We start from the raw sequence: 21,290 nt of genomic DNA, 5'->3' as shown, positions 1-21,290 counted from the left end.
AATCGGTCAGCTTTCCGGCCGGTTGCCGAACACCCAGCAGTTCAGGCTGAGGCTGCCGTTCTGGTAAGCCTGAAACAGCTTCTCGGCTTTGCGGTCCGGATCTGCCGCCCCCATAGCGTACAGCAATGGAGCGAAATGTTCCGTCGCATAGGAAGGAACGGCATCCCGGGCATGGGGGGCCTTTTTGTCGTACTCGAACAGGTTGCGGAGATTCCAGGCGGTCAGCTGCTCCCCGATCCAATCGTCAAAAAGAGCCGCCCACGCTGCGGGAGCCGCCCCTTCTCCGGCCATCCGCCGCAAGTTATGGACGAGCCCGCCGCTTCCGATCAGCAGCACATTATCACGGCGGAGTTCCGCCAGCATTTTTCCGATCGCATATTGTTCCTCAGGAGAACGCTTCGAGTCTACCGATAGCTCCACCACCGGAATATCGCCTTCCGGATACATCGCCCTCAGCACGACCCAGGCCCCGTGATCCAGACCTCGTCCACGAACGGGCCGGGAGGGGAGATTCCCCGCGTTAAATCTGGACATGATCTCATCGGCAAGCAGAGGATCGCCGGCGGCCGGGTAATGGATCCGATACATCTCCTCGGGGAACCCGTAGAAGTCGTGCATCGTCTGATGACGCTCATCCACGCTGACCAGTTGGACCGGAGAATCCCAATGCGCCGAAAAGATCACCGCGGCCCGCGGCCGTCTCAGCGTTTCGTACCCCAACCGCCTCAGGAATTTCGTATATTCATTCTTCTCGATAGCCAGGGTCGGCGACCCGTGGGCAATAAACAATGCAGGCTGAACCATCCCTCTACCTCCCGTAACAAGCCTTTCGTTTTAATTTCATTTTATCCCGAAAGGAAGTTATTTACCACTTTTACGGAAAAAGGGGATTAGTTCAGCCTGTCTTTTTGCCATCAGATCATCCAATGTTTCCAATCGTTCTGCTCGGCTTCCCGTCCGCTCAGCCATTCGCGCGTCTTGCGGATCAAAGGCTCCCGGGTCTCGCCGGAGGAGAACGTATGGTCCGCCTGAAAAATAATTTCCTTATCGCAGCGTCCTTCCGAACGCATCCAAAACACCTTCTGATATAAAAACGCATAATCGGCGGGAATGACATCATCGCTCGTCCCATGGACGACCAGCACATCGCCGGTGAATTTCACCGCTTCCTGCAGCGGCTGATACGCGCCCAGAGAATCGAAGAATACCGGGGTCAGCCCATAGCCCAAATAATCCGCCGAACCCTGCTCCACCGCGCGGTCATAGACCTTGCGGCCGGTAATATTGACGATATCGTTGAACGGATAGCCGACCGCGGACCACAGAATCAAGTTCTTCACCCGCCGGTCCCGAACCGCCGTGAGGAGCGCGACCATGCCCCCCAGACTGTGCCCGATCAAGGATACGCGGGTCGGATCGATGTCTCCCAGTCCAAACGCGTAATCCAAAACGGCGCGCGTCTGGGCGATTAAAGAGTCCATACCCTGACTCCCGTACTCCCCGCTGCTCTCACCGCATCCGACATGATCGAACCGGACGACCAGAAATCCCGCTTCCGCCAACGAACGGGCCGTCTTGACGAAAAGGCGGTCAACGCCGATCCGGCTGCCGACAAAGCCATGGCAGATGACCACAAGCGGAACGCGTTCTTTGCAGCGGCTTTCCTGCACCTTCGCCGCCGCATAATGTACGCTTGCCGCAATCCGTTCTTCCCCATACGGTATGCTGATTTGCCGTTCCATTCCGATTCCCCCTGCCGATCATTAAATTAATTTTATTTAATTTAATTATTCCGATAAGTTTAATATGAATAATATTTAAACCTATCTTAGCATCGGGGAAATTTGGTGTCAATCGCTTTTTGCCTATTGGTAATAAGACTGCAGGAAAAAGTTGCGGGTCTCCTCCTTCCCTTCCCACTGATCGGAAAAGCGCCCTTCTTGCATCGTTTCCTGCCCCGCCGTCTGCGCGCCCATCTCCAAATCCAGATTTTCGTCCTCGCCTACGACTTCTTCCAAGCTGCCTCTGGACTGGCTGTTTAATAAGTAGCGGCGCGTCAGCTCCGATTCAAACTTGTCCATCCTTTCCTGCCTCCTTTACCTTTTTGCTGTAGTTTCGGCGCTGAGGACGTTTTTTTATTCCCCCTTCACCAAAACGTCAAAACTTGAATGGATTTTCTGTTGATTCTCCGGTCTCACCATCCAGGTCACATCCGAAGACCCTTGCATCCATGACAAATTTTGCGCTATACTTTTGCCGTACAAGACTGGGGAAAACCGGAAATTTAAATGCAAAATGGGAGAAATTAGAGAAATGGACAGCATGGGAGGAGAGGAAGCCCTTGTATATTCATGAAATGATTCATGAGACGAAGACGCTGAGACAGCAAATGACTCCGGAAAATGAAGCTTACTTCGGGGAAATGGTAAAGTACCTCCGATCCGGCAAAAGTTCTTTAACCGAGGCCAAAGGAGAAGAAGTACTGCTTGGATTAGCAAGGGAAATCATCAAAAACCAGTCTAAAGGCATTTCCGCGGAACAGCTCTACGGCCCCGAACCGACGGCTTACTGCGAACAGGTTGTGGAAGATGTCAACATGCGCAAGCCCCGCAGTACGAAAGAAAAAATCATGTATTACACGATGATCCCCTGGGTGGCTCTAACGTGGGTATTCTTCATATACATGATTACCGGTTTCTTCAGCAAATGGTTTGGCGGAGAGTTGGAGTACACTCTTATCAGCAGTGCATCGCTGCTTTTGATCGCCGGGCTTTCGATCGTTCTGGTCGAATTGGTCATCCGTTTTCTGGGCCCGGGCTCGCGAAAAAACAAAGAGGAAGCGTTCCAGACGTCCCCCCGCAAGTTTAATATCAAAGCACTCGGCATTTATCTGGCCATCGCGGTGGGCATCATCGCCGTCGGCGTTCTTCTGGGCCGTATCATGCCCTCGTTCACCGTATCGCCTTGGGATAGTCTGATTATCTTCGTCGTCGGCATCCTCGGACAAAAATTCATTTTCGGTCGCAGGCCGAAAGCGTAAGTCAACAAAATGAATAAGGGCTGGGAACGTCATTAGATTCATGACTTCCCAGCCCTTTTTGTTTTATCCCTATATAAGTAGAACTTAAGAATTACCCAATAGGCAAGAGTGTAAAATGATTCTGGAGAAGCGAAGCGTCAACTTGTATAGTTAACTTCCCGCCTTATTTCCCCGCTGACTTGACGGGGGTTGGTGCCTTCACCTTATCGATGACGATAATTCCGTCGTACTGCTCCTTCGGTATGAACCGCATGACATTCGGCAGAACCTGATACGTGGTCAGCCCGTCCTCGGAAGCGTAGATCGGCCGGAACATCCAGGCATTTTGCGCATTCTGCACTTTATGCTTGCTCAAATCGATAAAGGAATTTGCGTAACCGCTCTGCATGATCAAGTGCTCGAGACTTCCTTTTGTTGCCGGCTTGATCGTAAACGGCTTACCTGAATCGAGTGTCACCGAAGAACCACGGTTCATATACAGCCCGATCACATACATTTTGTCCTTCAGCTTATGGTGCATCAGCTCGCCCATGCTTGTAAAGCTGTATATCCATTTTCCGTTGTCGTCCTTAACCCGCATTTTCGAAGTGTTTTTGGCCAAATGGTCATTATGGGCCCACAAAATCACCTTTTTTCCCGGGTACAGCGTCTTCATCACCCATTCCAGATTCTCCGTCATCAACCGGTCGCGGGAGGAATAGCCATCCTTAACGTCCTTCAACCCGCTCTCGAGAAAGGCGACATGATCTTTCAAGGACTTGAGAATAATTTCATCGATATGGGGTTGATTAGGAACAGCCGCTTTGATCTCGGCACGATGCTCCTCCACATATTTGATGGTTTCCTGATATTGCGGCACATATTTGTCGATCACGGCCTGCATTTCTTTTTTATAAACCGGATCCTTACTGAACATTGGGTATTTGTTAACCACCTCATACCAGTCAGGGATCGCCTGGAACTCCATTTGTGCGAAAGCTTTCCCTTTATCAAGGTCCAGTTTGGCGATCACTCCGCCAATGAACTGGGTCAGATAATAGCTCGTAAATTGATTGTCATACCCCGCCAGATACAGGGGATCGTCGCCCTTTCCCTGCTCCTTGATATAATTGAACAGCTCCAGGGTTTCTCTGGAATGCCAGGCCCCATGGATCGAACCCCCCATCATCTCCTCCGGAGTAAGGTAATCCCGGGTTTCGAACACAGCGGCCGCATCCCCCATTCCCGATTCAAAAGCGATCACATCAAAGCCCATCTCTTCGTGCAAAAATTTAATCAGCCTTGTTTTTACACTGCTGTACTCGGCCACACGGTGATAATTTTCCCCGAGGCTGACAACGGTTTTGTCCTTCAGCAGCGGCTTTAAAAAGGCGAGATCGCTATAATCCTCGGACTCCAGCGAGTTCAGCTTATGCGCGTTTTGCTGCAGCCATTGCTTCTGGCTCCCGGAGGCAGCCGCCGAGGCGTTTGCGGGTACCAGAAGCAGCGAGCAAGCCACAATCGCGGAAAGAATAGCGGTGGCCGTCTTTTTCAAACTCATTTTCATAATCTACATCTCCCGTGGTTTTATTAAATTTCCATTTTCTTGTGCAACAAATAAGTCATGGTGCAGAACATTACCCCCGCAAAAGCCGCCTCGTACAGGAAAGGAGCAAAGCTCATAAATTCAATGCCGCCCGTAGCTTGGGCCCCCGCGGCATCCGCACCGGCGCCGAGATGAAAAAAACCGATCCGCAACCTCGGAGGGTCGTTGTCCCCGAACAGCAGCCCTTCCAGCCACCCCATCACGCTGCTGATAATAAAAAAGGAAAGGATGGAGATCCAGGTTCCCGCTTTCCCCCGTACACTGATGCTCGCACCGATCGTGGTCGCCGCAAAAATGATCAGCAGCAGCAAAATGTAACCCCATGCCGCAGTCAAAGCGATCATGAACAAGTCCCTCAGGCCTCGGCTTCCCGACCCCATGAAATTGTGATAGGAAATATGGTTATTGTTGAAATATATAAATGCGTGTACGAGCGCGAAAGCGGCAACCACAGCCGCCGTCAGCACACCAAGCAGCAGAGAGGAGAGCACGGTCCAGGCCGGATGAACCGGCAAAAGCCTGCGATGGTAAGCTTTGATATTCGATTCGAACGTTTTACAAACAAGGATCATTGTGATAATGCCCGCGGCTACATAAAAAATAAAGGAAGAAATTATGATCACACTCGCATCCCAGTCCCTGATTTTTCCGATCATCGACAAGATGACTTGAGCCATGACCAGTACCGCCAGCAGACCCGAGAAGGTATTGGCATTACGTTTCCAATCGTATTTCAGCAGCTTCATCATTCCGTAAACACCTCTTTAAACATGTCGTCCACGCTTTTTCCGTGCTTGAGCCGCAGGTCCTCCACATCCTCCTGCAGCACGATCTCACCACCCCGGATAAATATAACCTCATCAAAAATCCGTTCGATATCCCGCACCAGGTGGGTGGAAATCAGCAGGCTGCTGTCTTCGCTGTAAAACTCGACGATCGCGTCCAAAATCTTCGTGCGCGCTACCGGATCAACGCCTCCGATCGGTTCATCCAGCAGGTAGAGCTTGGCTTTGCGGGACAGGGTGAGCGTAAGCTGCAGCCGTTCGTTCATCCCTTTGGACAGCGAACTGACCTTATCGCGCTCCTGCAGGTTCATAAACTCCAACATTTTGCGCGCCTTCTCCTCATCAAAATCGGCATAGAAATCGCGGCAAAACCCTACCGCGTCACGAACGCGCATCCATGACTCCGTTAACGGGCGATCCGGCATAAAGGATACGATCGCTTTGCTCGCCAAGCCTACCGACGTGCCTAGTACGGAGACACTTCCCGCAGTTGCCGGAATCAGACCCGCGGCGATCTTCATCAGCGTGCTCTTGCCGCTTCCGTTAGTGCCCAGCAGGCCGATGATCTTTCCCGGCCCGAGCGTAAACGATACGTTATTTAACGCCCGCTTGGAATGATAGGACTTGGATACCCCTTCAAACTGCAGCAGATTTTCCACCATGTTCTGTATCTCCTTTGACTTGCCCGTTATCATCTTTCCTTTGAATCGACCGCTTCGGCGACGATAGCCGCAATATCCCGATTCGTAAAGCCCAGCTCCTGCATCCCGTGAATGAACCGGTCCAGCAGATCGCCGGCCATTTCCTTTTTAATCGTCATAATTTTTGCTTCCTCGCTTGTTACGTATCTTCCCAGACCGCGTTTGGTTTCCACGATTTCTTCACGCTCCAATTCCTGAAACGTACGCTGCACGGTGTTCGGATTGATTTGCAGCTCGGCCGCAAGTTCCCGCACCGACGGGATCTTGTCCCCGGCCTTTAGCCGACCGGTTACGATTTCCCGCTTGATGTAATTCATAATTTGTATATAAATCGGCAGGTTATTGTCGAATTCCATGGTCACAATCGGCTCCATCCTTTCCGCCGGTATTCGGGCTTCATAATTACTCCCGGCCGCCGAGGGATGCTGTATCCGCATTAAGCGACATCCCGTTTCTTAAACGTAACAAAGCTTACACCGAGAAACAAGGCCAGGTAGACGAAAATGACCGCCAGGGAAAAAGTCAGCGTCATTCCCGGAAACGGCGGGGTTGCCCCGTTCAGGTACACGGATAAATCCGCATGGGTGAAGACCAGATACTTTGTAAAATCATACCTTGACAGGAGTTGAACCGCGATTCTTTCCATCAGCACGATCGTCATCCCGATACCGACGGTGGCCCCCGCAGAGCGGGTTAACACATCGATCAGAAATGTGATCGTCACATAGATGACCGTGTAAGCATAGTGAATAGCGGCAGCAAGCAGCACAGCGCCGGGACCCGCCTGCGTATCCTGGAAACCGAAGGCCACTCCCCCGACGAGCACACTGACCAACATCGTGACAAGAGACAAAGACAAGGTATACAGCAAAACCGTGATATATTTCGAAGCCAGGATTTTACTCCGGCTCTGTGCCCGGATCAGCAGCAGCTTGATCGTCCCCAAGCTGTGCTCCTTGGCCACAACGCCGGCCGCACCGATGATCGCCATGTAGGTGACCAATTGGCCCACCCCGTTTTTGTTGAACAACCATGCAGTAAAGGCGTATCCGGAGGAAATTTCCCCATTCGCATCCATGGTTTTAAACAAATAAGTGACGAACAGCACCAATGCCGCCAGAGCGGCGTATGGAATGAAGAAGCTCCGTTTCTTGGACAGCTTCAACCATTCATTTGTCAGCAACTTGCCAAAACTACGCAATGCGGTTTCCTCCCGTCCATTTCAAAAATTCGTCTTCCAGCGATTCTTTGATTTCTTCAATCCGGAACAAGTCGACGCCCTCCGCCCCCAAAGCGCTGACCACTCGCGGAATATACGCATCGCGCACCGCAACCGCCACCTGATGCTGCTCTTCCGATACTTGGAGAATCGAAATTTCCTCCATTCGTGCCAGCCTTGCTTGGGCCTTGAGCGCGTCATTTACCCGGAGCACCACCTGAACCAGGCTCTCTTGTTTGACTTCAGTCGCGGAACCGAGCGGTCTCTCCGTAACGAACTTGCCCTCCTGAATCACGACGACCCGGCTGCACATCAGTTCCATCTCCGACAATAGATGGCTGGAGACCAAAATGGAAATGCCTTCTTCCGCGGCGATCTTCTTCAAATAATCGCGCATCTCCCGGATTCCCGCCGGATCCAGTCCGTTTGTCGGTTCATCCAGAATCAGAATGGAAGGCTCGTGAAGCAGCGCCTGAGCGATGCCTAGCCGTTGCCGCATCCCGAGGGAGTACGCCTTCACCCTTTTGTTCATCGCATTCTGCAGCCCGACAAGCTCCGTCACCGCTCGAATCCGCTCCTCCGTAATGCCTTCGCTCATCCGCTGATACTGCTTCAAGTTATCGTAGCCGGTCATGTGCGGATAAAACTCCGGGTTCTCGATAATTCCCCCGATATGGGAGATCGCCTTGGCAAAATCGTGGCGGATGCTTTTCCCCTTGACCCGCACATCCCCTTCGCTCATGGAGATCAGTCCGACGATCATGCGGATCGTCGTCGTCTTCCCCGCCCCGTTCGGTCCGAGGAGTCCGACAATTTCGCCGGGATACAATTCAAAAGAAAGCCGGTCCACAATTTTCCGGTTCCTAATGATCTTGCTTACGCCTTCCACGGATAGAACAGCCTCGGTATTGTCCGGTTTATTTCTCTCGCTCATCGACTCTACACTCCTTAGTCAATCCTGCATTGTATTAGTGTCATAGTTGAATAGTACACTAGTATGTTAAGATTGTAAAGGACATTCCTGCAAAAAATAAAAAAGCGTATGCCCCGAGGACTTTTCGTCCTTGGACATACGCTTTATAATCCGGGCTGCCGTAAAACCGCCTCAGATCAGCAGATTGAATAGATTCAGGTCGCGGTTCAATTCGGTAAAGGCAATCCCCTTTGCCTGCATCCGCTCGACCAACCCCTGGTAGTCTTTCTTATCGCTCAGCTCGATTCCGACCAGCGCCGGACCGTTCTCCTTGTTGTGCTTTTTCGTATATTCAAACCGGGTAATATCGTCGTTCGGTCCGAGCACCTGCTCCAGAAATTCGCGCAAGGCGCCGGCCCGCTGCGGGAAATTGATGAGGAAGTAATGCTTGAGCCCTTCGTAAATAAGCGAGCGCTCCTTCATCTCCTGCATCCGATCGATATCGTTGTTCCCGCCGCTGATGATGCAAACGACCGTCTTGCCGCGGATTTGCTCGCGGTACATGTCCAGCGCCGACACCGGCAGCGCCCCCGCCGGCTCCACGACGATGGCGCTGTCGTTATACAGCTCCAGAATCGTCGTACACGCCTTCCCCTCAGGCACCTTGACGATATCGTCCAGCAAGCCCCGGCTGATCTCAAAATTCAGGTCGCCCACCCGTTTTACCGCCGCACCGTCCACGAATTTATCGATCGACTCGAGGGTGACTACCTTTTCCTGTTGGATCGATTCCGTCATCGAAGCTGCCCCGGAGGGCTCGACACCGATCAGCCTCGTTTGCGGGCTTACCGTTTTAATATACGTTCCCACGCCGGAAACCAGTCCGCCGCCGCCGATCGTCACAAAGACGTAGTCCGCAGGCGTGTCCAGACTCTCCATGATTTCCATCGCAATCGTCCCGTTGCCGGCGACGATTTTCGGATCGTCGAACGGATGGATAAACGTCATTCCGCCTTCATTGCAGACCTTCATCGCCTCTTCATAAGCATCGTCGTAAGTGTCTCCGGTCAGGATCACCTCCACGGAGGAACCCCCGAAACGCTTCACCTGCTTAATCTTCTGGTTCGGCGTGGTACTCGGCATGAAGATCTTCCCCTGAATGCCCAGCGCATTGCAGGAAAAAGCCACGCCCTGCGCATGGTTGCCGGCACTCGCGCAGACGATGCCTTTCGCCAGCTCCTCCCGGGTCAAACTGCGGATCATATTGTAGGCCCCGCGTATTTTGAACGACCGGACTACCTGCAGATCCTCCCGCTTCAGATACACCTTGCAGTCGTACTTGGCCGACAACGTCGGATCAAGCTGCAGCGGAGTCCGCCGTACAACTTCCTTAAGAACATGGTGCGCCCGTACAATGTCCTCCATCGCTACCGTATGCTGTTCCGTATGGCTCATCTCTATCTCCTCGCTTCATAACGTATCTCTCATTCTTCTAACGTTACACCGGAACAGTCCGCGATTCAAGAGGTAGATTTATGATAACCCTTTCAACTCGTCGACCCGCAAAAACGCCCCCGATTCCGCCGAAAAAGAGGCAGGTAATCCGGGGCGTTCCGCCGGGAATCTAATCTTTGTTCGGAGTCAGCCGCGGATTGGTGCGCCCTTCGGCATGCTTCACCTGGGCCAGTTCGGTCAGCTTCCACTCGGTCGTGCCCAACACCAGATCGGCGGGAAACTCATCGCCCTTGTGCAAATATTCCGCGCGGCCCGTCTCATCGGCATAAACTCCCTCGACATCCACCTTCTCGTGTGAGACCGGCAGCATGTTCTTGTTCTTGTTGTTATTGCTCACCTCATCGCCTCCTCTTTGATAACATCTCCAAAGTTGCGGCACTTATCCCTAAAGGCCTTTTGGTCATTCCCCGGTTCGCTCTGACTTTCTTCCATGCCATTTCATCACGTCCTGCCGATACACTTGTCATACAGGGCATGAAATCGTCTTATTGTTTTTTCCTTAGCTGCACGGATAGAGGGTGCTAGCTTTGCTAGGTGCGTAGCGGTCCAAAAAGACCTTATTTCCCTACCAAGATCCCCGAAATCAGGGTTTGGCCAGCTTTTTCCCGAAATAAGGGCCTAAAAGTTCAGTCCGCTATGGGGCTCCATTCCCGGCAACATTCCCCCGCTAACAAAACTCAAAAAGACCGCCCGATCCGGGCGGCCTCCTCCAACCTTCTAAACCAACGCCTTGGCGGCGATATCCGTGCGGTTGTGCTTGCCCTCAAAGCGGATCTTCTCCGCCGAGGCGTACGCCCGCTCCCGGGCTTCGGCGATGCCCTTGCCGAGCCCGACAACGCCGAGCACGCGGCCGCCGTTCGTGACCCACTCGCCGGCTTCGTTCTTGGCCGTGCCGGCGTGGAACACGAGGCCTGAGGCGTCCGAGTCGGCGGCGTCCAGCCCCGTCATCGGCAGGCCTTTCGGATAGGACGCCGGATACCCGCCCGACGCCAGGATGACGCAAACCGCCGCCTCGTCGCTCCATTCGATTTCCGCCTCAGCCAGCGTGCCGTTCACAGCCGCGAGGAAAATCTCCAGCAGATCGCTTTTCAGGCGCGGCAATACGACCTGGGTTTCAGGATCGCCGAAACGGGCGTTGAACTCGATCGTCTTCGGCTTGCCGTCCGGCGTAATCATCAGCCCGGCGAACAGCACGCCGCGGAAAGGGCGTCCCTCCTGAACCATCGCTTTGGCCGTCGGCTTAATAATTGTCTCGATCGCTTCCTCGATGATGGAATCGGCGATATGCGGCAGCGGGGAGTACGTCCCCATCCCGCCCGTATTCGGACCCTTGTCGCCGTCGTACACCTGCTTGTGGTCCTGGGCCGCCGCCATGGGACGAACCGTTTCCCCGTCCACGAACGACAGAATCGACATTTCCTGCCCGGCCAGAAACTCCTCGATCACGACCTGGCTGCCGGATTCGCCGAACACTTTGTCCACCATGATTTGCCGCAGCGCCTGCTCGGCGTCCTCGCGCGTGAACGCCACGGTTACCCCTTTTCCTGCCGCCAGTCCGTCCGCCTTGATCACGATCGGCACCGCTTGCGTCCGCAAGTATGCCAGCGCCTGCTCGTAGTCTTCAAACTTTTCATAGGCCGCCGTCGGAATGTCGTATTTTTTCAGCAGGTCCTTCATAAATGTCTTGCTGCCCTCGATCAAAGCCGCGTTTTTTCTCGGGCCGAACACCGGAATGCCTTCCGCTTCAAAAGCATCGACAATCCCGTCCACCAGCGGATCATCCGGACCGACGACCACCAGATCGACCTTTTTCTCGCGCGCAAACGACGTCAATCGCTCAAATTCATGGACTTGAATCGGCACGATTTCCGCAATTTGTCCGATACCCGCGTTTCCCGGTGCGCAATAAATGCGCCTTGCCTTCGGGCTTTTCGCCAGCGCCCAGCAGATCGCATGCTCGCGTCCGCCGCCGCCAATCACTAAAATATCCATTCCATACCTCCTGGGTAACTAAGTTTCCGACAAAAATATCGGCAGGGCCGCCGCAGCGGTCCTGCCGTCCAGGCCTTAGCTAGAGTATTAGTGTTTGAAGTGTCTAACGCCGGTGAACACCATGGCGATGCCATGTTCATTGGCCACCTTGATTGATTCCTCGTCGCGGACCGAGCCGCCGGGCTGAATGACCGCCGTGATGCCGGCTTTTGCCGCCAGCTCGAGCGTATCGCCCATCGGGAAGAACGCATCCGAAGCGAGCACGCTGCCCTTGGCTTTGTCGCCCGCCTGGTCGATCGCGATTTGCGCGGAGCCGACGCGGTTCATTTGACCGGCGCCCACGCCAACGGTCATATCATCCTTCGCGAGCACAATCGCGTTGGACTTCACATGCTTAACGACCTTCCAGCCGAACAGCAATTGCTTCAACTCTTCCTCGGTCGGCTTGCGGTCGGTAACTACCTGCAGATCGCTCTCGTTGAGGGAGTGAACATCGCTTTCTTGCACGACCATCCCGCCGTCGATCGAGGTCACGACAAACTGGCTGTTCCGGGTGCCGCCGGCCGCCAAATTCCCCAGCTTCAGCAGACGGATATTTTTTTTCTGGGTCAGTACCTCAAGCGCCCCGGACGTGAAGCCCGGTGCCAGGATGATTTCCAGAAAAATCTCCTTCAAGAGCTGAGCCGTCGCTTCATCGATGATTCGGTTCGCCGCGACGATGCCGCCATAAATCGATACCGGGTCGGCCTCATACGCCTTCCGGTAAGCTTCATAAATGCTGCCGCCCACACCCACGCCGCAAGGATTCATATGCTTAACGGCAACGACGGCCGGTTCTTCAAATTCCTTGACGATCTGGAGCGCGGCATTCGCATCGTTGATATTGTTGTAGGAGAGCTCCTTGCCATGCAGCTGTTCCGCTGTCGTCAGCGTATCAGCAGCAGCCAGCGGCTTGCGGTAGAACGCCGCTTTTTGGTGCGGATTTTCGCCATAGCGGAGATCCTGGATTTTCTCATAAGTTACGGTATAGCGTTCAGGCAGCGGGTCCCCGGTCACATTCGACAAATAATCGGAGATCAGCGCGTCGTAAGCCGCCGTATGGCGGAAAACTTTGGCCGCGAGCCGTTTGCGCGCTTCCAACGTCGTATCGCCGCCCGTCCGTACCTCTTCCAGCACGCTGCCGTAATCGGCCGCATCCACGACCACACTGACAAAGGCGTGGTTTTTGGCCGCCGAACGAAGCATGGTCGGTCCGCCGATGTCGATATTTTCGATGGCGTCTTCGTAAGTGACATCCGGTTTGGCGATCGTTTCTTGGAACGGATACAGGTTCACGACAACCAGGTCGATATAATCCAGACCCAGTTCTTTCATTTGCGCCTGATGTTCCGCGCTGTCCCTAACGGCCAACAATCCGCTGTGCACCGCGGGGTGCAGGGTTTTGACGCGCCCGTCCAAAATTTCCGGAAAGCCCGTCACTTCGGAAATTCCGATGACCGGAACCCCCTCCTTCGACAAAAGACTCTTGGTCCCACCTGTCGAAATAATCTCCACACCCAGCTTTGACAGCTCGCGGCAAAACTCCACGATGCCTGTTTTGTCCGAAACGCTAACCAGCGCTCTTTTGATACCCACGATTTGGCTCCTCCTTTATGATGGCGAATGATTGACCCGATATTTCTCGGGAAATATCGAAACGAACAAGACAAGGTTCGCTATACCTCAAACGGGTAAAAAAACAAACTCGAATTCGCCCGCTATACCGTCTTAACCGTCACTTTTCTGCCTTCTACAGTGATTCGTCCCTGGGCAAACCAGGTGACGACACGCGGATAAAGCTCCTTTTCCGCTAGGTGAATCCGTTCCTCCAAAGACTTGATGGTGTCATCGGGGAGCAGCGGCACCGCGGTCTGGGCGATCACCGCCCCGGTGTCCATCCCCCCGTCCACCAGATGGACGGTGATTCCGGTGACTTTCACCCCGTACTCCCAGGCCTGCCCGATCGCATCTTTTCCGGGAAAAGCCGGCAAAATCGAGGGATGAATGTTGATCATCCGCCCGGCATATCGGTCTACCAGCACTGAAGTCAGCAGCCGCATATAGCCCGCCAGCACGACCAGATCGACCTGGCGCCGCTCCAGCTCCGCTGCTATTTCCGCCTCGTAATCCTCCCGCCGCGCGTAGCCCTTGGGCTGGAACAAAAATGTGTCCACGCCCGCCAAACGCGCGCGTTCGACAACGGGCGCCTGCGGCTTGTCGCTGACGAGCAGCACGATCTCGGCCCCGCCAAGTCCGCCCGCGCGGGAAGCGTCTAGCAGCGCCTGGAAGTTGCTGCCCTGCCCGGAGGCGAATACGGCGATCCGGTAAGGGGACGGCATTAGACGTCCGCTCCTTTAAACGTCACGATCCGCCCGCCCTCCGTAACGCGGCCGATGACGTACGGCGTTTCCCCCGCGGCGCGGAGAGCATCCTGCGCGGCTGCGGCATCCTGTTCCGCTACGACGATTACGAGGCCGATACCCATGTTGAACGTCGTAAACATGTCGCGGTTGCTGACGCCGCCCTGCTCCTGCAGCAGCGAGAAGATCGGCAGAACCGGCCACGAACCGTAGTCGATTTCGACGTTCACGCCTTCCGGCAGAACGCGCGGAATGTTCTCGATGAAGCCGCCGCCAGTGATGTGAGCCATGCCCTTCACCTGAACCTGCTCCAGCAGGGACAGCACCGGCTTCACATACAGCTTGGTCGGCGTCAGCAGCACTTCGCCGAGCGCGGCGTCGCCCAGCTCGGGCAAACGATCCTGCAGCGAATAGCCGGCTTGCTCCAGCAACAGCTTGCGCACCAGCGAGAAGCCGTTGCTGTGCACGCCGCTCGACGCCAGGCCGATCACGGTGTCCCCGGCGGCGATCGTACTGCCGTTGACGATTTTGCGCTTATCGACGACGCCGACGGTGAAGCCGGCGATGTCGTACTCACCCTCGGCGTACATGCCCGGCATTTCCGCCGTCTCGCCGCCGATCAGCGCGCAGCCCGACTCGTGGCAGCCTTCGGCGATGCCGGAGACGATGGCCTCGATTTTTTCCGGCACGACCTTGTCGCAGGCCAGATAATCGAGGAAAAACAACGGCTCTGCGCCCTGAACGACGATGTCGTTCACGCACATCGCCACCGCGTCGATGCCGATCGTATCATGCTTGTCCATCGCGAAGGCGATTTTCAGCTTGGTGCCGACGCCATCGGTCCCCGAAACGAGCACCGGCTCCTCATATTTGTCTTTGTTCAAGCCGAACAAAGCGCCGAAGCCGCCCAAATCCGTCATGACTTCCGGACGAAACGTCCGTTTGACGTGCTTCTTCATCCGCTCTACCGCTTCATTCCCGGCCGCGATGTCCACCCCGGCGTTTTTGTAAGCTTCAGACACGTAAGGACACTCTCCTTAAAAGTTATTGGTGGTCCATACCACCTATTATGATCGAGCAACCGGATGCCATAACGGCACACCTTCGCCAGAATGACTATGCTCAATGGTGCGAATATGGCGTACGAATCCCAAATTAACGGGAAAACCTCCCGTTAATTTTTTTAGATGCGGCCCTTACGGACAATTAGCTGGAAAACCTCCAGCTAATTGTCTTCAAACGGCCCCTCAAGGCAAAAACCGCCCAAAATAACTGGAGAAATTCCAGCTATTTCCCGAAATCTCCGCCTCGCGTTCAAATTAACGGGAGAAATTCCCGTTAATTGCTAGCGGTCGAAGGTCGAAGGCCGAAGCCCAGGTCACCGCTGACCGCCAGGGGCCCATGTCCCGCCGTACCCGTGATTCGGGGCTGCCCCTGGGCACCACGCTTCACGCCTCGCTAGTTCACGCATCGTCCAACCGCATGTTTCACCCCATGAAACACCTACGAAGTGAAACAAACTGGCCTTGCGTCAGCACGTGCAGCCGAACTTCTCCTCGCCGTCAAAATCGGTCCGCGTCGGATAATCGTTGTCGAAGCAGGCCATGCACAGGCCGCCTTTGTAGTCGTCCCGGTTATCGCCGCCCACGGCGCGGATTAACCCTTCCGGACTCAAAAACTCCAGCGAATCCGCGTTGATCTCTTTACGAATCTCCTCGACCGATTTGTACGAGGCGATCAGTTCCCCGCGATCCGGCGTGTCGATGCCGTAGAAGCACGGGTTTTTGAACGGCGGCGAGGTGATGCGCACATGCACCTCGGTCGCCCCCGCTTCGCGCAGCAGATTGACGATGCGCCGGGACGTCGTGCCGCGGACGATCGAGTCGTCGATCATCACGACGCGCTTGCCTTCCACCACGCGGCGCACGGCGCTGAGCTTCATCTTCACGCCCTGCTCGCGAAGCTCCTGGCTCGGCTGGATGAACGTCCGGCCGGTGTATTTGTTTTTGATCAGACCGAGCTCGTAAGGAATGCCGGTCTGCTCCGCGTAGCCGATGGCGGCGGAGATGCTGGAGTCGGGCACGCCGGTCACGACGTCCGCGTCGACGAACGACTCCTGCGCCATCATCTGCCCCATCCGCTTGCGCGTGGCATGCAGATTGGAGCCGTTCATATCGCTGTCGGGACGCGCGAAGTAAATGTACTCCATCGCGCATAGCGCCTTCCGTTCGGGAGCGGCGTAACGTTCCTCCCGCAGTCCATTCTCGTCCAACACGAGCAGCTCGCCCGGCTGGATGTCGCGGATCGTCTCCGCGCCGACCACCTCGAACGCGCAGGTCTCGGACGAGAACAGGTACGCGCCGCCCAACCGCCCCATCGTGATGGGACGCAGACCGTTCGGGTCGCTGGCGACGAGCAGCTTGTCGTCCGTCAGCAGCAGGAAGGCGAACCCGCCCACCAATTGACGCAGCGCGTCCTTGGCCGCTTCGACGAATTCCTTCGGCGACCGCGCGATCAGATGCGCGATCACCTCGGTATCGCTCGTCGTTTGAAAAATCGAACCGCTCATCTCCAACTCCCGGCGGATCTTGGGCGCGTTTACGATGTTGCCGTTCGTCGCCACCGCCAGATCGCCGTCGCGGTATTTAAAAATCAAAGGCTGCGCATTCGTGATTCGGCTGTCGCCGCTCGTCGAATACCGCACGTGACCGATCGAGCGATCCCCGCGCAGCGATTCCAGCTTGTCGCGGTCGAACACCTCTTTGACCAGCCCCATACCGCGGTGGTAATTGAAGGCTTCACCGTCCGTGACGCAAATCCCCGCGCTTTCCTCCCCCCGGTGCTGCAGCGCATGCAGACCGTAATAGGAAAGAGAGGCGGCCTCCGGATGACCGTAAACCCCGAACACGCCGCATTCTTCCTTCAACTTGTCGAAAATATCGCTGCGCGTCGTTCCCTCATTATAGTAGTCGCCTACCCATAGACCGTGCCCCTGCTTTAGCTGTCTTATTTCATCAGACATGGAATGGTGTCCTCCCAGACCCGCTTGAGTCCCTCCACCGGTCTGTTCAAAGCGGAAGCCCCGCCGATGCGGATGACCAAATCACGGCCTCCGACCTGGCCGATTCGCTCCACAGGCACACCGCGCAATGCGATGAACTCCTGCAGTTTTTCCGCCTGATCGGGAGAGGCCGAGAGCAGAATCCGCGACTGGGTTTCACTGAACAAGGCCACATCGGAACGCAGCGTAGTATCAAAATCAACCTGAGCGCCCAGACCGCCGCTGATGCAGGATTCCGCCAACGCAACAGCCAGGCCGCCTTCCGACAAGTCATGCGCGGAGCGGACCAGACCGCTTTGAATTGCGCCAAGCACCGCGTCCAGCAGCTTCTTCTCCACAGCGAGATCAAGCTGCGGCGGACGTCCCTCCGTCACGCCGTGCACCACGGCCTGGAACTCGCTGCCGCCAAGCTCCGCCTTCGTTTCGCCGAGCAGGAAGATGACGTCGCCTTCGGCTTTGAAGCTTTGCGTCGTAATGTGATCACTGTCGTGCACGAGGCCGACCATCCCGACGACCGGCGTCGGATAGATCGCGCCTTTGGCGTTCTCGTTGTATAAGCTGACATTCCCGCCGATGACCGGAGCGTCCAGCACGCGGCACGCTTCCGCCATCCCGTCGACCGCCTTTTCCATCTGCCAGAAAATTTCCGGCTTCTCCGGGCTGCCGAAGTTCAAATTGTCCGTAATCGCCAGCGGCTCCGCGCCCGAGCAGACGATGTTCCGCGCCGCTTCGCTGACCGCGATCCGGCCTCCGACCTCGGGGTCCAGATAAACGAAGCGCCCGTTGCAGTCCGTCGTCATCGCCAGCCCTTTGCGGGTGCCGCGAATCGTTACGACCGCCGCGTCCGAGCCCGGGCGAACCGCCGTGCTGGTGCGAACCATGTAGTCATACTGGTCGTAAACCCAGGCTTTGCTGGCAACGGAAGGAGAGGCCAGCACTTGTTCCAGCGCCGCGCCCAAATCGGCAACCTCCGTATAACGCAGCGTATCTACCTCGGCATTTTGTTCATAGTAAGCCGGCACCGCCGACGGTTTATCATAAATCGGGCACTCGTCCACCAGCGCCTTGACCGGCATATCGCCGACAACCTCGCCGTGATGGAACAGCTTCAAGCGTCCGTCGTCCGTAACTTTACCCACTTTCGCGCAAATGACGCCCCAACGCTCGAAGATTTCCATCGCCTGGGCCTCGTCCTTCGGCTCGACGACGAACAGCATGCGTTCCTGGGATTCCGACAGCATCATTTCATAAGCCGTCATCCCGGATTCCCGCTGCGGCACCTGGTCAAGGTACAGCTCCAACCCGTTGCCGGCCTTGCTCGCCATCTCCGCACTGGAGCAAGTCAGCCCCGCGGCCCCCATGTCCTGGATCCCGAGCACGATCCCCGTGTCGATCAATTCCAGGCACGCCTCCATAACCAGCTTCTCCATGAACGGGTCGCCGACCTGAACTGCCGTCCGCTTGGCTTCTGACTCTTCCGTCAGTTCCTCGGAAGCGAACGTCGCGCCGTGAATCCCGTCGCGGCCGGTTGGCGGCCCTACGTAGAACACCGGGTTGCCGACGCCTTTGGCCACACCGCGCTGAATTTTATCGTGATCGATCAGCCCGACGCACATCGCATTGACCAGCGGATTTCCGTCATAGCTCTCGTCGAACACGACTTCGCCGCCGACCGTCGGAATCCCGATACAGTTGCCGTAACCGGCGATCCCGGATACGACATGCTCGAACAAGTACTTTACGCGCTCGCTTTCCAGCTTGCCGAAACGAAGCGAGTTCAGCAGGGCCACGGGTCTTGCGCCCATGGAAAAAATATCGCGGATAATCCCGCCCACGCCCGTCGCCGCGCCTTGATAAGGCTCAACCGCCGAAGGGTGGTTATGGCTTTCGATCTTGAACACGACCGCCTGGTTGTCGCCGATATCGACGATCCCCGCGCCTTCGCCGGGTCCCATCAACACGCGGGGACCGCTGGTCGGAAAACGGCGCAGCAGCGGCTTGGAGTTTTTATAGGCACAGTGCTCGGACCACATGACGCTGAATACGCCGATCTCCGTATAGTTAGGCTTGCGGCCAAGGAATCCGCAGATCAGCTCATATTCGCTGTCCGAAACGCCCATCTGTTTGTAAATTTGCTGTTCCGCGATTTGTTCCGCGGTCGGTTCCTTAGCGGACACTTGCTGACTCATGCCGATCCCTCCATGCCTTTAAAATTGAAGTAAACATTCGCTTGCCGTCTTCCGAGCCGAGCAGACTGTCCACGGCGCGTTCCGGATGGGGCATCATGCCCACCACGTTGCCGCGTTCGTTGGAGATGCCGGCGATATCGTCCACCGAGCCGTTCGGATTGTTCACATAGCGAAAAATAATCTGATTGTTCTTTTTCAATTGAGCGAGCGTAGCTTCATCGCAATAATAGTTGCCCTCGCCATGCGCGATCGGGACCGTAATCTCTTCCCCTGCGGCATACTGCGTCGTAAACGGATTGTTGTTGTTTTCCACGCGAAGCACCGTATCATGGCAGCGGAATTTAAGCGACATATTGCGCCGCAATGTTCCCGGCAGCAGCCCCGCCTCCGTCAGGATTTGAAACCCGTTGCAGATGCCGAGAATGTATTTTCCCTGCTCAGCCGCCTTCGCCACCTCTGCCATTACCGGAGCGAACCGGGAAATGGCGCCGCAGCGCAAATAGTCGCCGTAAGAAAATCCGCCGGGAACCAGGATGCCATCATACCCCGAAAGATCCGTGGCCGTGTGCCACACATAATCCACCGGCTGGCCGATCGTATCCTCCACCGCCTTGTAGCAGTCGATATCACAGTTGGAACCGGGAAATACGAGTACCGCGAATTTCATGATTAGCCCTCCAGTTCAAAGCGGTAATCTTCTACCACCGTATTGGCCAAAAGCTTCTCGCACATCGCCTTGATCCGGGCTTCCGCCTCAAAACGGTCATCGGTATCGAGCTCCAGCTCCATATACTTGCCGATCCGTACGCTGCTTACTTCCCTGAAGCCCATCGAATGCAGCGCCCCTTGCACGGCAACCCCCTGCGGATCAAGTACGCTTTCCTTGATGGTGACATAGACTGTCGCTTTAATCATATCCCTGTGTTCCTCCTAGTCATGGATTATGCGGCACCGCCGCGGATTTTCGTATTAAAAAAGATTATTGCATCTCCTGTCCGGTCAACCGGTAAAAAATATCGCGGTACCGCCGGGCCGTCTCCTCCACTACCTGTGGCGGCAGCGGGTCGGGCTGGCTGTTCTTGTCCCAATCGGAGCCGGCCAGGTAGGTCCGGACCGGTTCTTTATCCATGCTGTCGATCTCAATGTCGAGTGCGTAGTTTTCCTTCGCCCAGAAGCGGGAGGCGTCGGGCGTGAACATTTCGTCGATGACGATTAGTTCCCCGTCCACCAGGCCGAATTCCAGCTTGCAGTCCGCCAAAATAATGCCGCGCTCCTCGCAATAATCGCGGGCAAAACCGTAAAGCTCCAGCGTGCGGCTGCGAAGCTGCTCCGCCAAATCGGCGCCGACCATACCGGCCATCGTCTCGAACGAAATGTCCTCGTCATGGCCGACATCATTTTTGGCCGCCGGTGTAAAAATCGGCTGCTCCAGCTTGGCGTTCTTGCGCAGTCCCTCCGGCAGCTTGATGCCGTTGATCGCGCCTCCGCTGACGTACTGCCGCCAGCCTCCGCCGGTGACGTAACCGCGGACCACGCATTCGATATCGATCCGCTGCGCCTTGCGCGTCACCATAATCCGGTTGCGCATCGCTTCCCGGTGCGCCTCGGGAACAACCTCACCAAGCCGATCCACATCGGTATGAATTACGTGATTCGGGATCAAGTCCTTCGTCCCTTTGAACCAGAAAGCGCTCAGCCGGTTCAATACATTCCCCTTGTCCGGCACCGCCGGCTCCAGCACATAGTCGAATGCGGAAATCCGGTCCGTCACGACGATCAAATAATGCTCGCCCAGGTCATAAAGCTCCCGGACCTTGCCTTTGTAGAGCAGCGGGGCATTAACCAGCTCCGCCGCCGTGGAAATTGCCGGTGTCGACATCCTGCGGCCTCC

Annotated in this window: 21 protein-coding genes; 1 reads left to right on the top strand and 20 read right to left on the bottom strand. The window is 55.7% G+C overall.

The window, feature by feature from the left end; genetic code table 11:
* Nucleotides 1-6: 6 nt before the first annotated feature.
* From V4U88_RS19805 to V4U88_RS19795, 3 genes are all read right to left on the bottom strand, one after another.
* Nucleotides 7-804, bottom strand: a complete 798-nt coding sequence (locus tag V4U88_RS19805) for a DODA-type extradiol aromatic ring-opening family dioxygenase (protein WP_334074984.1) — start codon at nt 802-804, stop codon at nt 7-9.
* 110 nt (nt 805-914) lie between these two features.
* Nucleotides 915-1,742: an alpha/beta hydrolase family protein gene (locus tag V4U88_RS19800; protein WP_334074983.1), complete on the bottom strand. Its 828-nt coding sequence runs from the start codon at nt 1,740-1,742 to the stop codon at nt 915-917.
* Between the two features lie 123 nt (nt 1,743-1,865).
* On the bottom strand, nt 1,866-2,081 hold the full coding sequence (locus V4U88_RS19795) for a hypothetical protein (RefSeq protein ID WP_334074982.1): 216 nt from the start codon (nt 2,079-2,081) through the stop codon (nt 1,866-1,868).
* A 260-nt stretch (nt 2,082-2,341) separates the two neighbouring features.
* Here V4U88_RS19795 and V4U88_RS19790 point away from each other — a divergent pair, with 260 nt between their 5' ends.
* On the top strand, nt 2,342-3,040 hold the full coding sequence (locus V4U88_RS19790) for a DUF1129 family protein (RefSeq protein ID WP_334074981.1): 699 nt from the start codon (nt 2,342-2,344) through the stop codon (nt 3,038-3,040).
* A gap of 163 nt (nt 3,041-3,203) precedes the next feature.
* Here V4U88_RS19790 and V4U88_RS19785 read toward each other — a convergent pair whose 3' ends face one another.
* From V4U88_RS19785 to V4U88_RS19705, 17 genes are all read right to left on the bottom strand, one after another.
* Nucleotides 3,204-4,586: an erythromycin esterase family protein gene (locus V4U88_RS19785; protein WP_334074980.1), complete on the bottom strand. Its 1,383-nt coding sequence runs from the start codon at nt 4,584-4,586 to the stop codon at nt 3,204-3,206.
* 23 nt (nt 4,587-4,609) lie between these two features.
* Nucleotides 4,610-5,374, bottom strand: a complete 765-nt coding sequence (locus V4U88_RS19780) for a hypothetical protein (protein WP_334074979.1) — start codon at nt 5,372-5,374, stop codon at nt 4,610-4,612.
* On the bottom strand, nt 5,371-6,072 hold the full coding sequence (locus V4U88_RS19775; RefSeq protein ID WP_442951900.1) for an ABC transporter ATP-binding protein: 702 nt from the start codon (nt 6,070-6,072) through the stop codon (nt 5,371-5,373). Before V4U88_RS19775 ends, V4U88_RS19780 begins: the two co-directional genes overlap by 4 nt.
* Before the next feature lie 29 nt (nt 6,073-6,101).
* Nucleotides 6,102-6,473, bottom strand: coding sequence for a GntR family transcriptional regulator (locus V4U88_RS19770; protein WP_334075128.1), 372 nt, complete (start codon nt 6,471-6,473; stop codon nt 6,102-6,104).
* A gap of 74 nt (nt 6,474-6,547) precedes the next feature.
* Entirely contained in the window at nt 6,548-7,294 is a 747-nt protein-coding gene (locus V4U88_RS19765) for an ABC transporter permease (protein WP_334074978.1), read from the bottom strand.
* A gap of 10 nt (nt 7,295-7,304) precedes the next feature.
* Nucleotides 7,305-8,264, bottom strand: coding sequence for an ABC transporter ATP-binding protein (locus V4U88_RS19760; protein ID WP_334074977.1), 960 nt, complete (start codon nt 8,262-8,264; stop codon nt 7,305-7,307).
* Between the two features lie 171 nt (nt 8,265-8,435).
* Nucleotides 8,436-9,698 (bottom strand): threonine ammonia-lyase IlvA, encoded by a 1,263-nt coding sequence (gene ilvA / locus V4U88_RS19755; RefSeq protein WP_334074976.1) that lies wholly within the window; start codon nt 9,696-9,698, stop codon nt 8,436-8,438.
* Nucleotides 9,699-9,867: 169 nt separating this feature from the next.
* A complete protein-coding gene (locus tag V4U88_RS19750; protein ID WP_334074975.1) occupies nt 9,868-10,095 on the bottom strand; it encodes a hypothetical protein in 228 nt (75 codons plus the stop codon).
* A 380-nt stretch (nt 10,096-10,475) separates the two neighbouring features.
* Nucleotides 10,476-11,750, bottom strand: coding sequence for a phosphoribosylamine--glycine ligase (purD, locus tag V4U88_RS19745; RefSeq protein ID WP_334074974.1), 1,275 nt, complete (start codon nt 11,748-11,750; stop codon nt 10,476-10,478).
* 87 nt (nt 11,751-11,837) lie between these two features.
* Nucleotides 11,838-13,385, bottom strand: a complete 1,548-nt coding sequence (gene purH, locus V4U88_RS19740; RefSeq protein ID WP_334074973.1) for a bifunctional phosphoribosylaminoimidazolecarboxamide formyltransferase/IMP cyclohydrolase — start codon at nt 13,383-13,385, stop codon at nt 11,838-11,840.
* Between the two features lie 122 nt (nt 13,386-13,507).
* On the bottom strand, nt 13,508-14,128 hold the full coding sequence (gene purN / locus V4U88_RS19735) for a phosphoribosylglycinamide formyltransferase (RefSeq protein WP_334074972.1): 621 nt from the start codon (nt 14,126-14,128) through the stop codon (nt 13,508-13,510).
* Nucleotides 14,128-15,171: a phosphoribosylformylglycinamidine cyclo-ligase gene (purM, locus tag V4U88_RS19730; RefSeq protein WP_334074971.1), complete on the bottom strand. Its 1,044-nt coding sequence runs from the start codon at nt 15,169-15,171 to the stop codon at nt 14,128-14,130. The genes purN and purM overlap by 1 nt, the downstream gene beginning before the upstream one ends.
* Before the next feature lie 509 nt (nt 15,172-15,680).
* Nucleotides 15,681-17,171 carry an amidophosphoribosyltransferase gene (gene purF, locus V4U88_RS19725; protein ID WP_334074970.1) on the bottom strand — a complete coding sequence of 497 codons (1,491 nt, stop codon included), beginning with the start codon at nt 17,169-17,171 and terminating at the stop codon, nt 15,681-15,683.
* Entirely contained in the window at nt 17,156-19,399 is a 2,244-nt protein-coding gene (gene purL / locus V4U88_RS19720) for a phosphoribosylformylglycinamidine synthase subunit PurL (RefSeq protein ID WP_334074969.1), read from the bottom strand. Before purL ends, purF begins: the two co-directional genes overlap by 16 nt.
* Entirely contained in the window at nt 19,377-20,066 is a 690-nt protein-coding gene (purQ, locus tag V4U88_RS19715; protein ID WP_334074968.1) for a phosphoribosylformylglycinamidine synthase subunit PurQ, read from the bottom strand. The genes purL and purQ overlap by 23 nt, the downstream gene beginning before the upstream one ends.
* 2 nt (nt 20,067-20,068) lie before the next feature.
* Entirely contained in the window at nt 20,069-20,314 is a 246-nt protein-coding gene (gene purS / locus V4U88_RS19710) for a phosphoribosylformylglycinamidine synthase subunit PurS (RefSeq protein WP_334074967.1), read from the bottom strand.
* Between the two features lie 64 nt (nt 20,315-20,378).
* Nucleotides 20,379-21,278: a phosphoribosylaminoimidazolesuccinocarboxamide synthase gene (locus V4U88_RS19705; RefSeq protein ID WP_334074966.1), complete on the bottom strand. Its 900-nt coding sequence runs from the start codon at nt 21,276-21,278 to the stop codon at nt 20,379-20,381.
* Nucleotides 21,279-21,290 lie beyond the last annotated feature (12 nt).

The organism is Paenibacillus sp. A14 (genome assembly GCF_036864815.1).
In the GTDB taxonomy this organism is placed as follows: domain Bacteria; phylum Bacillota; class Bacilli; order Paenibacillales; family Paenibacillaceae; genus Fontibacillus; species Fontibacillus sanfengchensis.
This window is presented reverse-complemented; position numbering and strand designations above follow the sequence as displayed.